The 12,313-nt window shown below is 54.7% G+C and carries 11 protein-coding genes; 5 read left to right on the forward strand and 6 right to left on the reverse strand.

Annotated elements, in window-relative coordinates; all coding sequences use genetic code 11:
* The first annotated feature begins 462 nt into the window (after positions 1–462).
* Together DC3_RS02315 and DC3_RS02320 are read left to right on the forward strand one after the other, a co-directional pair.
* A complete protein-coding gene (locus DC3_RS02315; protein ID WP_146881990.1) occupies positions 463–876 on the forward strand; it encodes a hypothetical protein in 414 nt (137 codons plus the stop codon).
* 66 nt (positions 877–942) lie between these two features.
* Positions 943–2,397, forward strand: a complete 1,455-nt coding sequence (locus DC3_RS02320; RefSeq protein ID WP_146881991.1) for a potassium/proton antiporter — start codon at positions 943–945, stop codon at positions 2,395–2,397.
* Positions 2,398–2,462: 65 nt separating this feature from the next.
* On the opposite strand, the gene DC3_RS02325 is transcribed toward DC3_RS02320, so the two are convergent.
* Positions 2,463–3,797: an ArsB/NhaD family transporter gene (locus DC3_RS02325; RefSeq protein ID WP_246130513.1), complete on the reverse strand. Its 1,335-nt coding sequence runs from the start codon at positions 3,795–3,797 to the stop codon at positions 2,463–2,465.
* Positions 3,798–4,015: 218 nt separating this feature from the next.
* Here DC3_RS02325 and DC3_RS02330 point away from each other — a divergent pair, with 218 nt between their 5' ends.
* Positions 4,016–4,390, forward strand: coding sequence for a DUF1622 domain-containing protein (locus DC3_RS02330; RefSeq protein ID WP_146881992.1), 375 nt, complete (start codon positions 4,016–4,018; stop codon positions 4,388–4,390).
* A gap of 50 nt (positions 4,391–4,440) precedes the next feature.
* Here the strand turns inward: DC3_RS02330 and DC3_RS02335 are convergent, their stop codons facing one another.
* The 5 genes from DC3_RS02335 to DC3_RS02355 all read right to left on the reverse strand — a co-directional run bounded on the left by DC3_RS02335 (position 4,441) and on the right by DC3_RS02355 (position 9,504).
* The gene (locus DC3_RS02335; RefSeq protein ID WP_146881993.1) at positions 4,441–5,673 is read right to left on the reverse strand and encodes a zinc-dependent alcohol dehydrogenase; all 1,233 of its coding nucleotides are present in this window, start codon (positions 5,671–5,673) and stop codon (positions 4,441–4,443) included.
* Positions 5,670–6,422: an SRPBCC family protein gene (locus DC3_RS02340; protein ID WP_146881994.1), complete on the reverse strand. Its 753-nt coding sequence runs from the start codon at positions 6,420–6,422 to the stop codon at positions 5,670–5,672. The genes DC3_RS02335 and DC3_RS02340 overlap by 4 nt, the downstream gene beginning before the upstream one ends.
* A gap of 23 nt (positions 6,423–6,445) precedes the next feature.
* Positions 6,446–6,799 carry a hypothetical protein gene (locus DC3_RS02345; protein WP_146881995.1) on the reverse strand — a complete coding sequence of 118 codons (354 nt, stop codon included), beginning with the start codon at positions 6,797–6,799 and terminating at the stop codon, positions 6,446–6,448.
* Positions 6,800–6,998: 199 nt separating this feature from the next.
* Positions 6,999–7,526 carry a hypothetical protein gene (locus DC3_RS02350; RefSeq protein WP_146881996.1) on the reverse strand — a complete coding sequence of 176 codons (528 nt, stop codon included), beginning with the start codon at positions 7,524–7,526 and terminating at the stop codon, positions 6,999–7,001.
* Positions 7,527–7,590: 64 nt separating this feature from the next.
* On the reverse strand, positions 7,591–9,504 hold the full coding sequence (locus DC3_RS02355) for a heavy metal translocating P-type ATPase (RefSeq protein ID WP_146881997.1): 1,914 nt from the start codon (positions 9,502–9,504) through the stop codon (positions 7,591–7,593).
* Between the two features lie 185 nt (positions 9,505–9,689).
* Here DC3_RS02355 and DC3_RS02360 point away from each other — a divergent pair, with 185 nt between their 5' ends.
* Together DC3_RS02360 and DC3_RS02365 are read left to right on the forward strand one after the other, a co-directional pair.
* Positions 9,690–10,928, forward strand: a complete 1,239-nt coding sequence (locus DC3_RS02360) for an ATP-binding protein (RefSeq protein ID WP_146881998.1) — start codon at positions 9,690–9,692, stop codon at positions 10,926–10,928.
* A gap of 6 nt (positions 10,929–10,934) precedes the next feature.
* The gene (locus DC3_RS02365; protein WP_146881999.1) at positions 10,935–12,194 is read left to right on the forward strand and encodes a tetratricopeptide repeat protein; all 1,260 of its coding nucleotides are present in this window, start codon (positions 10,935–10,937) and stop codon (positions 12,192–12,194) included.
* Positions 12,195–12,313 lie beyond the last annotated feature (119 nt).

Consider the following 12,313-nt stretch of genomic DNA (forward strand, 5'->3'; position numbering starts at 1 on the left):
CAGGTGACGCCTGGAGTGAGTGGGTTCCCGGTCACACTGGAATGAAGATGGACAGCAGATTCCCTGAGACCCCACCAAGGTCCAGGCCGCAAAGATGGAGCACAAAAGAGCATCAGCAACATGGGTGCGAGCCTGACGTTTGTGGTGTCATCAGAAGAGTGAATTGGATGCGTGTGTTCTAAATTTACCGGTATATGAAAACGTTGTCAAGTGGCTAGGGATGTCCCTGACACGCAATCTCTTCACACAGGCCACATTCGGACCCTGGTGATGGAAACGTTTGAATTGTCTGGTGGGCATACCTTCGCCCTCAGAGCAACTTGCACGCCTGACACACGTTCACTACAATGGGGGCAACAGAGGTTTACACCTGGAGCCCAACCTCCATACGTTGGCCTGGCGGAGTCTGAAAACAGCCGCCTTTTTTATTGCCGAATTCACCTCAGGGACAGGAGAAGCAAGATGACCCTCCAGATGCAGCACCAACCAGAGACCCGCCCCTCCTTTCGGAGTTCTGTTGGTGTGCAGGAAACTGCCGGGTTGTCTCTGGAACACCTGCTGGTGATCTTGCTTCTGCTGGTCTGGGCACCTGTAAAGTGGTCTGTTCATCAATCTTCTCCCACCCTGCACCCAAAGGTGGGGCATGCTCTGCCCATTCACCTGACTTACACGCTGCCCCAGCAGAGCCTCTGGGCCATCCTGCAGCAACAGCACGAAGGGCAGGACGATGAACTGCTCACAGTTGGAGCGTGGCAACCTGCTCTTTCATTCCTGCAGGTTCTGCAACAGAAGCCCTTCGTTCCTGATCCTGCACTGTTTGACGAAAAGTCCCATCCCTTGCAGCTGTACCAGAAACAGCAGTTGGATGCTCCCTGATCCACAAGAGAGAGACTGTTTTCTTCCTCTCTGGAGCCCTCTCTGTTTCTTGTTTGTGGAGGTACCATGACCAGCCTTGCCCTGCTGATTGCTGCACTGCTGCTGATTCTCAGCATTGTCACCAGCAAACTCTCCGGACGCCTTGGCATTCCCGGGCTCCTGCTCTTCCTGATCATCGGCATGATTGCTGGCAGTGAAGGGCCCGGAGGCATCGAATTTGCCAATTACACCATCACCCAGTTCGTGGGCATCATCGCCCTGGTGTTCATCCTGTACACCGGCGGTCTGGAAACCCACTGGAAGAGCACCAGACCCATTCTGCGCAGAGGCATCGTGCTGGCGACGTTCGGGGTTCTGGTGACCACCGGAATCGCTGGCTACGTGGCCAGCCTGCTCTTTCACATTCCCCTGATGCACGGCCTCTTGATGGGGGCTGTCGTGGCCTCCACAGATGCCTCTGCTGTGTTCAGCGTGCTCAAAGAACGGGCTCTGGACCTCAAAGGCAGCATCAAACCCCTGCTGGAATTTGAATCTGGCAGCAATGATCCGATGGCTGTCTTTCTGACCATTGGTCTTATTGAACTGATCGAACATCCGGGCCACCCGTGGTATTCCATCGTGCCCGAATTCATTCAGGAGATGTCCATCGGAGCCATTTTTGGGCTGCTGCTTGGACGCTTTGCCGTGCTGCTCTTCAACAAGAGCAACCTGATGTTCGACGGACTGTATTCGGTGCTGAGTCTGGGTCTGGCCCTGCTCATTTACAGCCTCACAGCTGTAGCAGGAGGCAGTGGATTTCTGGCAGTGTACCTGGCCGCCATCGTGATCGGCAACAGTGAATTCATCCACAAGAAAAGTGTGGTGCACTTCCATGACGGCATCTCGTGGCTGATGAGCATCGGAATGTTCCTGATCCTGGGTCTGCTGGTGTTCCCTTCCCAGCTTCTGGCAGTGGCCGAACCTGCCCTGATTCTCGCCCTCATCCTGATGTTTGTTGCGAGGCCCCTCAGCGTGTACCTTTCGACGCTCTTTTCAAAAATGCCCTTTGCAGAAAAAACCATGGTTGCCTGGGTAGGACTCAGAGGAGCGGTCCCCATCACCCTTGCCACCTTTCCCCTGCTCGCCGGAGTTGAGCATTCCCAGACCATCTTCAATGCAGCGTTTTTCATTGTGCTGTCTTCCATTCTGGTGCAGGGTACCAGCCTCCCCCTGGTGGCCCGCTGGTTGAATGTGGGCAGCAAGGCCATCTCCGAGCGGCCCATGCCTCTGGATTACACCCCCACTGGACGCAACAAAAATGACCTGCAGGAGATCACCATTCCCAGAGGGTCCCGCATGCACGGCCTGCGCATTGTGGATGCCCACCTCCCAGAAGAAGCCCTGATTGTGTTGATCCTTCGTGCAGGAGAGTATGTGATCCCCCGGGGGTCCACCGAATTGCGAGAAGGCGACATCCTGCAGGTGCTGGGGTCCAAAGCATCCGTTGAACAGGTCAAAACCCTGCTGCAACCTGCAGGGTGAAATGCTTCAAGAAAATGGGGGTGGATGCTGGGTCTCGCATCCACCCCTTCTGCCCAGAGGACCATTTACCTGTGAGTGAACCAGAAAAGCAGCAGGGCCAGCGTCACAGTCACTGCTGCCACTGGTGTCCCGTACTTCATGAAGCCAATAAAGGTGATCTTGTACCCTTCACGGTCTGCCAGATCTGCAGAAACAATGTTGGCACTGGCTCCAATCAGGGTCAGGTTTCCTCCCAGACAGGCCCCCAGCGACAAAGCCCACCACAGGGGGTCCATGCTGGGTCCAAGTGCGCCTTCCATTTCCTGCAGCACTTTGGCCATGCTGATGGTGAAGGGAATGTTGTCCACAAATCCTGAGATCAGGGCACTGGAGAACCCCAGCAGCAAAATTCCACTGCTGATGTCCTGACCAATCCACTGCTGCAGGGCAGAAGCCACAATCGAAAACACCCCCGAGTGCTCCAGGCCACCAATCACAATGAAGAGGCCCATGAAGAAAATCAGAGTGGTCCATTCCACTTTCTCCATGATCCAGGCCGCAGAAAGACGGGTCATCAGGGCCAGTATGGTGCTGGTGAGAAGGGCAATCACTCCTGGCTCAAGGCCCAGGGGCCTTGCCAGCACAAACAGCACAATGGTGACCCCAAAAATCGACAGGGCTTTGACCATGAGTCCAGAATCCAGGAACTCATCAGGAGAGGCTTCCAGGGTGGCCTTGAATTCTGCTTCGGTCAGTTGTGCTTTCAGGTGCCCGCTTCTTTGCATCAGCAGTTGCATCACCAGAAGGCCTGCAATGAAGGCCACCGAAGCATAAGGGGCGACTTGCACCAGAAAGTCCATGAAGCTCTTTTCAGCAATAGAACCAATGATGATGTTGGGTGGGTCCCCGATCAATGTGGTGGTCCCTCCAGTGTTGGAGGCCATCACCAGCGCAATCACATAGGGAATCGGATTGAGCTTCAACTGACGGGTCACCTTGAGCATCACCGGAACCATGAAGAGCACCGTGGTCACGTTGTCCAGAAATGCTGAAAAAAGTGCTGTCAGCAAGGAAAAAACCCACAGGATTCTTGTGGGATTGCCTCTGGTCATCAGCACGGCTTTGCGGGCCACCACATAGAAGAATCCGGAGTGGCTCAGGATGGTGACAATGTTCATCATGCCGAAGAGCAGAAAGATGGTGTTGAAGTCAATGCTCCCCCACGCCTGCTCTGGCGTGAGGATGCCCAGGGTCATGATGACCGATGCACCAAGCAGAGCAGCAATGGTGCGGTGAATGTACTTTTCCAGCACAATCATGATGTAGGTGCCCACAAAAATCGCCAGGGACCAGGACATCATGCTGGCCTGGGTGAGTGGTATTCCCAGAAGTGGGAGCAAACCTGAGGTTTCGTGTTCCATGGCGGGGTTGCCCTCCTCATGACCATCAACAAAGAAGACTGTTTTGCACAGTCTCCCCCAGGCCAGCATATGGAAACTGGAATCCTGCCATGATGGCACAATTTGCCTCAGGTTACGCCACGTTCTTCTCAAAATACAAGAACACCCGTCAGGGATCTTGGGATACCATCAACCCTTACGGGAATTCAAAACATCCTGCACTAAGCTCGGAGGTGATCATGGAAGAGACCATCAAACACTGGACTTTTCAACTTTCGTTCATCATTGAAGCCATTGCAGGCGTGATCATCGCCTACGCCACATTGCAGGCCACATGGAGGGTGATCCTGACCATGCTGAGGCCATCAAGTGCCTCCGTGCGCTCAAGAGAGGAAGTGAGGCTTCATCTGGCACGCTGGCTGGCAGTTGCACTGGAGTTCGAACTGGCTGCAGACATCCTAAGGACTGCAGTGGCCCCAACCTGGGATGAGATTGGCAAACTTGCAGCCATTGCTGCCCTCAGAACCCTGCTGAACCACTTTCTGGACCGGGAGATTCGCAAAGAGATTCAGGAGGAAGCCAAAAAGACCCGGGAGGTTGAAAAAGAAAGGTAAATGCAGCAGGGCCTCTGGCGTTGAAAACCAGAGGCCCTGCAACACATCTGTTATTGCTGAACAGGCTCTGACTTCTCGCCTGAGGTGTCCTGGGTGTGGGTGGAGTGGTCTGCCCAGGGATCAAGCACGCACTTGATGCAGTTCTCGTGCTTGTGCTTGAACAACTTGTAGGCCTGAGGCGCTTCATCGAGCGGCATTCGGTGGGTGATGATCACGGAGGGGTCAATGTCACCATTTTCGATGTGCTTCAGCAGGCGGTCCAGATAGCGGTGCACGTGGGTCTGCCCGGTGTGCATGGTCAGGGCCTTGTTCATCAGGGAGCCCAGAGGAATCTTGTCTCCCAGTCCTCCGTACACCCCGGCCACGCTGACCGTTCCCCCTTTTCGGCAGGCCATGATGGCTGCACGCAGGGCGTGGGGACGCTCGGTTTCCAGCACACGGGTGGTCTGCTTGACGGCGTCTGCAACCCCCATCAGGCCTGTGCCGTGGGCTTCCATTCCAACAGCATCGACCACACTGTCCGGTCCACGTCCACCGGTCAGCATCTTCAGTTTCTCGAAGACATCTTCTTTTTCGTAGTTCAGGGTGATGGCTCCGGCCTGACGGGCCATGTCCAGACGCTCCGGGAAGCGGTCAATGGCAATCACCTGTTCTGCACCCAGCAGGAAAGCACTGCGAATGGTGAATTGTCCCACCGGACCTGCACCAAAGACGGCAACCGTGTCACCAGGGGTGATGTTGCAGTTCTCAGCGGCCATGTAACCTGTGGGCAGAATGTCGGTCAGGAACAGCACCTGATCGTCTGTCAGGTGGTCTGGAACTTTGAACAGGTTGGAATCTGCAAAGACGGTGCGGGCATACTGCGCCTGACCGCCCGCGTATCCACCAGTGATGTGAGAGTAACCGTAGATGCCTGCTGGAGAATATCCCCACATGGTTTCTGCCAGTTTGAAGTTCGGGTTGGAGTTGTCGCACAAAGAAGTCAGGCCCTGTTGGCAGTACCAGCAGTGACCACAGCTGATTGGGAAAGGTACCACAACCCGGTCCCCAACCTTGATGTTTTTGACCTCACTGCCCACCTCGACCACTTCACCCATGAATTCGTGTCCGAGGATGTCCCCATGCACCATGCTGGGCACGTATCCGTCCAGCAGGTGGAGGTCCGAGCCGCAGATGGCTGTGGAGGTCACTTTGATGATGGCGTCGGTGGGTTGCAGAATCTCGGGATCAGGAACGGTCTCAATGCCCACGCGGTTGACGCCCTGCCAGACCAGTGCTTTCATGAAGTCCTCCTGCTGTCAAACATTTTTGCAATGCTTTCGGTGAGCATGCTCTTGCGGCCACTGGGTTGCCCCTCGGTGGTGGGTTCAATGCCCACCTCCAGCAGACGCTTAAGTCTCCTGAGGTCATGCTCGACTTGCTGTGCAGGTTCCTCACCAAACAGGCGGGCCACACCTGCACCCAGGGTTCCTGCGGGTGGATGGTAGATCAGGCTGACCCGCACTTCTGTTCCGCGCCCCTGGGGTGCAGCTTTGAATTCCACGTATCCCTCGTTGGGAACGATGGAACCCTCAACCGAGCGCCAGGCGATGCGTTCACTGGGCACATCTTCTACGATCTCAGCATCCCATGAAACGTGGGTTCCAGCGGGTGCTTTGGCGACCCAGTGGGATTTTGTCTCATCGAGTTCCTTGACCTCTTCGAGGTGACTCATGAAACGAGGCAGGTTCTCCAGCTTGCGCCAGAAAGCATACAGTTGCTCAACAGGTACCCCGATGGTGACGGCCTTGTCCACCTTGATGTCATTGCTCTCGGTGCGACGAATTTTGGCAATGCTGTTGTATGGGCTCTTGCCCATGGCCGCACTGGAAACCATCAGGGCTCCGGCACTGCCCATCAGGGCACGAAGCCGACCGGATCGCTTCAGGCTGAGCAGGATCAGTCCTGCCCCAAGGCTGCCGATCACAATCCGTTCAGCCGGGCTTGCGTTTTTGCTGCTGATCCGCTGGGTGTTGGGTTTGATGACTGTCATAAGACCTCCTCTATTTAAGTTCTTTATTCCTGAGCCAGTCCGCGTGCACACAGCACATCAAGCACGGTGATGGCAGCGACCAGACCGAAGGCGGCAGCAATGCGGCCTCTGGCAGCGTCTTTGCGGCGGGCAGCGAGTCCCAGGCTGGTCAGGTCCAGCACATCACCGGCCACCCTGGACCACTGCCAGACGGTGGGTTTAGGCTGGGTGAGCAGGCCTGCACCTGCAGCAAGCTCCCGGATGCCATAAGCACGGGTGACTCTGGTGCGGTCATCAAGCCCCAGAAAACCATTCAATTTGCCGGGAAAAAAGGTTTCAAAAACGCCAAGACCAATGCTGAACCACCCGAGTGCCCGGGCCACTTTCTGTGCTTTCATGTTGTCCTCCTGTAAATTGAGAGGCTTGCATCAGGATGCAGCGGAAATCCTGTGTCCATCTTCTGCTGGCACAGGGGATTGAACCTCAGAGTAACAGCAGGGTCACTTTGCAGATTGTATGAAAAGCAGAACCTTCTTCATGCTTCGATCAGGTGTTGATGAAAATGAGAAGGCTGTGTCAGTGCTGAAATTCAGAGCTTCATTCTTGCTCCAGCACTGACATGGCTGGATGTCCTGGCCTCAACTCAAATTGATGACAGGAATGGGTGGCGAGAAGTGAAGGCATATTCTCTCTTACTTCCCAGGTGTATGGGTATTTTGGAGCGTCAAGCAAAGTCTGGCGATCTTCTGCGGTCTTTTCAAAACAAAAATAACCCTCAGCACTGACCAGGAACTTTCCGCCCCACTTGCAGGTTGCACAGCATTTGAAATAAAAATCCTGATTGTATTTCTCGATTTTTCCGCCTTCTACTTGATGGTCCTCATAAAGCATTTCCTCATTCCGATAAAGAACATATTTGAAATGGGAAATTCCTTGTAGAGTCCACACTTTGAATCTCAACGCGATCTCTCCAACAGAAGTCTGCACCGGAATCAGGTATTCGAATTGATAGCCCTCAAGATGATGCCATCCAATTGAGATGTGGTCCAGACTTGTTGAGATCTCGGTTCCAAAAAGGGAGTATCGTATGGAATCCTGAGCAATCAAGATCGGGAATTCGATCATCAGATCTCCTTTGATGCACCGACCCAGGCTCTCCCTCATGTCTCTGATTGTAAGGGCAACTGGATCAGTGTGTCTTCAACCTTTCCCCCAGCAACCTGAGCCCCATGAACACCACGAAGACCGTTCCACCTTCGTGGGCAACGACGCCAAGAGGCAGAGGCACCTTGCCAAAGATGCTGAGAATGCCCACCACCACGATGATCGCAAAGGCAAACGTCAGGTTGAAGATCACAGTCTGGTTGGCTTTGCGGGCCAGACGCACGGCACTGGAGAGTCGGGTGAGGTCTCCATTCATCAGCACCACGTCCGCACTTTCCATGGCGATGTCTGTTCCACTTGCCAGTGAAATGCCAATGCTGGCGGCGTTCAGGGCTGGAGCATCATTGACCCCGTCTCCCACATGGGCATTTGGGGCAGGAAGCGACTTGATCACATCGAGTTTGTGTTCAGGAAGCAGTTCTGCACGGTAATCGGTCAGGCCCACCTGACGGGCAATCTCCTGAGCAACCCCTTTGCGGTCGCCGGTGAGCATGACGGTGTTCACACCCAGTTTGGTCAGTTCGTGCACCATGGCTCTGGCATCATCTCTGAGGGTGTCAGCAATGCCCAGAATCACCTGCACTTGCTGGTCTGTACCGTAAATGATGGTGCTCTTGCCCTGATTTTCCCAGCCTGTCAATCTGGCTTCCTGATCTGGTGAGAGGGTGACTCCCATGCGCTCTGCCATTTTGCGGGTTCCGGCCCAGAAGGTCTTGTTGCCCTGTTTCCCCTGGATGCCATACCCGGGAACCGCTTCAATGTTCTCCAGTTTCAGAGCAGAAGAAATCTTCATTTCCTGAACATGATGGACCACTGCAACAGCAACAGGGTGTTCACTGTGGGTTTCCAGAGCGTAGATGCCCTTCCAGTTGTCTTCTTCGTTTCCAGAGAGGTGCTGGGCGTCGGTCAGCCGCATTTTGCCATGGGTGAGGGTTCCGGTTTTGTCCAGGGCAATGGTTTTGACGCGGCCCAGCACTTCCAGAGCAGCACTGGATTTAAAGAGGACGCCTGCTCTGGCACTGGCGGCCATTGCACTGAGCATCACGGCAGGTGTGCTGATCACCACCGCACATGGACTTGCCACCACCATGAAGGTCATGGCCCGATACCAGGCATCGCCCACAGAGAGGCCAAACATGTAATGAAGCACCGCAAAGACCACAGGAACGCTGATCAGCACCACCGTGGCGTAAGGGCTCTCCCATTTTTCTGCCAGTGTTTCGGTGGGGCTCTTTTCGTGCTCGGCTTTCTCCACAAGTTCAATCAGTTTGGCCAGGGTGCTCTCGCCTGCAGGTTTGATAACTTCCGCTTCAATGGAACCATTCAAATTCACAGTTCCAGAAAACAGAGGGCTCCCATGTTGTTTGTCGATGGGGAGGCTTTCTCCGGTGATGGGGCTTTCATCCACACTGGTCTGACCGGCAATGAGTCTGGCATCTGCAGCGATGCGCTCACCAGGTTTGATGATCAGGACATCACCAGGCTGGATGTCTTCCAGTTTCATCCAGCTCACTGCGCCACCGCGCCTCACCGTCGCACCATCGGGATTGAGGTCCATCAGGGCTTCAATGGCCCGTTTGGTTCTTCCCATGGCCCAGTCCTGCAGGGTGTTGGACAGACTGAACAGAAAAAGCAGGATGGCTCCGTCTCTGGCCTCTCCAATGCTCGCGGCACCAAGGGCAGCAAGCACCATGAGCAAATCCACGTCCAATTTCCGCTCGTGAATGAGTTCAGTCAGGGCTTCTTTTGCAGCAGGAATTCCTCCGGTCAGAAAGGCCAGGGTGTAGCCAGCAACAGAGAGCCATTTGAGATCCTGAAAAATCCAGCCGACCAGCAGGCCGAACAGGGTGAGTCCGGTCAGGATGAACCCTCTGCGGGTGCCTGGGTCCAGGGTGGGTTTTGCATTGTGTACGGGCGGAAGCGTCCGGGTGCTTTGCATGGTCTGATCCTTTCCTGAATGTGTTTGAAAAAGTTTCCTTATCAGGAATGATTCTCAATAAGATTTTACCGCTTGACCTCTGTAAACTCAACGCAGTAAGCCAATCTAAGCAGTCGGAATACCTGTGCATCTGTCAGAAAAGCCCCATCCAATGAAGCTTAAGGTCCGCTAAACTGAGGGCACACATGACCGAATCCGTGATTCAGGCCCTGCGCACTGCCCTGCAAGCCAGCCCCAGAGATGAAGCCCTGCTTGCCCATCTGGTTCAGCTTCTGCTGGACGGCCATCAGGGCGAAGAAGCCCTCCAGATCACCCGTGACTGGCTGTCCTTCCAGCCCACCAGCACCCGTGCCCTGGTGTTTGCCATTCAGGCCTGTGAGATGACAGGAGAATTCACCACCGCCCAGAACTACCAGACCCTGCTCAATGCCCTAAGTGCCTTCCAGACCCAGAGCCCGGCGAAAGCTGCAGTCACCGTAAGTGACCAGGGAACACCTGAGAAAGCGGTTCATGTCGTGGAGCCATCTGGACCCAGAAATGCGTTTGATGACCTGTGGGACACCGAACCCAGCACCATCACCCTTGCAGATGTGGCTGGCATGCAGGCCGTTAAAGACCGCATTCACCGCACCCTTCTGGGACCTCTGCGCAATCCAGAACTCACCTCCATGTATGGCAAGTCCCTGCGGGGTGGGATGCTGCTTTATGGACCTCCCGGATGCGGCAAAACTTACCTTGCAAAAGCCATCGCTGGAGAAATGAAAGCCCGGTTCCTGAGCATCTCCCTGACCGATGTGCTGGACATGTACATCGGTCAATCCGAACACAACCTGAAAGACCTGTTTGACTCTGCACGCAGGCGCACCCCCTGTGTGATCTTCTTTGATGAGATGGACGCCCTGGGACGCAAGAGAAGTCTGGTGCGCAACAGCAATTCGAATGCCATTCACCAGCTTCTGATGGAACTCGATGGCAAGGAGAACAACGATGGTCTTTTTGTGCTGGCAGCTACCAATGCTCCCTGGGATGTGGATGCAGCCCTGAGGCGTCCAGGCCGACTGGACCGCACCATTCTGGTCCTGCCTCCAGACAGAGAAGCCAGAAAGGCCATTCTGGAAATGAACTTCAGAAACCGGCCCACAGAACAGCTGGATCTGGACACACTGGCGGCACAAACCGAAGATTTCTCTGGAGCCGATTTGAAGCACCTCTGTGACACAGCGACGGATTATGCCCTCTCAGAGTCCCTGAATTCTGGTACCCCCAGACCCATCCGCAGGCAGGACCTGATGGCCGCGTTCAAAGAGGTGCGTCCCAGCACCAGAGAATGGTTTGAACTGTCCAAAAACTTCGCCCTGTATGCCAATGAAAACGGGCTTTATGACGATCTGGAAAAATACCTGAAAGTTCGCAAGTTCATCTGAACCCTCATGGACAGCACCAGTCACTTTCAGCGCGGAAAACAACTCATTGAACTGGGCAGGCTGGACGCAGCCAGAACCGAGTTCTTCACCGTCCTGGCAGGAGACCCCCGGCACACCACAGCCCACTGCTATCTGGCCTATATTTTCTATTTGCAGCAAGAGTTTGATTCAGCCATGAAACACCTGCAGGTGGTCTTTGCCGAAGATCCCCACAACGCCTGGGCTTACCGCATTGCCTCTTCGGTGATGCGCCGAAGAAACCGTCTAAAGGAAGCCGAGAACTTCGCCCGCACAGCCCTCTCCTATGAGCCAGATGGTGTGTACGAACACATCAACATGAGCATTGTGCATCTGGTCTACACCGATGACCGGACCGCCACCCTGTTCAGAAAGCAAGCTCTGGAAAGACTGACCAGAGCCAGGGAGCATGCTGAGAAAGCCCTGTCCCTTGATCCAGAGGAACCTGACGCCTACCATCAGGCAGCCCTGGTGCACCTGAGGCTCTCTGGGTGGGAACCAAAACGCAGTGCAGAACACCTGAGCCTCTCACAGGCATTTCTGGATGCTGGCCTGAGGATTCAGGCAGACCACACGAATTTGCTGGTGCTGAAAAGCCAGGTGCATGAAATGCAAAACCAGAGCCGGGAGTCCACCCAGGTGGCTCTGGGTGCACTGCGCAATGATCCCACCAATTCCAGGGCACAACATCAGGTGCAGGCCCTGATTGAAAGCATGGTCCAAAGACAGGGCTGGGTGGGCATGCTGCTTGCAGGGGTCCTGACAGGATACGCCACCCGGGAAATTTATGGAGACTGGATCGAGGCCCTTCCCCTCTGCACCCTGAGCCTGGGAATGGGCTACAGTGCCAGGATTTTGCTGGCTCAACATGAGATCCATCTGGGCATCAAGAACAACAGGTTGCCCGCTGCACTGCGCATCGCTTTTGACCAGTGGAAAAAATCGCATCGAAACATCTTTCCCCTCTTTCTGGGCCTTTATGTGATCCTGTGGCTGGTGGTGGATTTCAGTGCAGATCATTCCTTCCTGCACAACCTTCAACGCGTTTTGTACCAGCTTTCCAGAATTGTGCTGGCAGGTGGCCTGATGATCGTCTTGCTGATGCGTTACATGAATGCCCTCAGAAACAATGTGCTGGGCGGCCAGAATGGGTTCGTGGGGTGCTTGCAGGCGATCTGGCTGTTGCGCAGTGTGGTGTTTTACGGATTCGTGGGTTTGTTCCTGATTTCTCTACTCCCAGAGGCATGATTTCCCTGAGTTAAATGTACCCCACCTAGTGACAACAAAGTTTAAGGGTTTTCAGCTCATCTCAGACAGGAAGAAGTATCATAAATGGGCAAGGAAAAAAGGCAGGAAAAATTTGAGCC

This window comes from Deinococcus cellulosilyticus NBRC 106333 = KACC 11606 (assembly GCF_007990775.1).
Taxonomy (GTDB): Bacteria; Deinococcota; Deinococci; order Deinococcales; family Deinococcaceae; genus Deinococcus_C; species Deinococcus_C cellulosilyticus.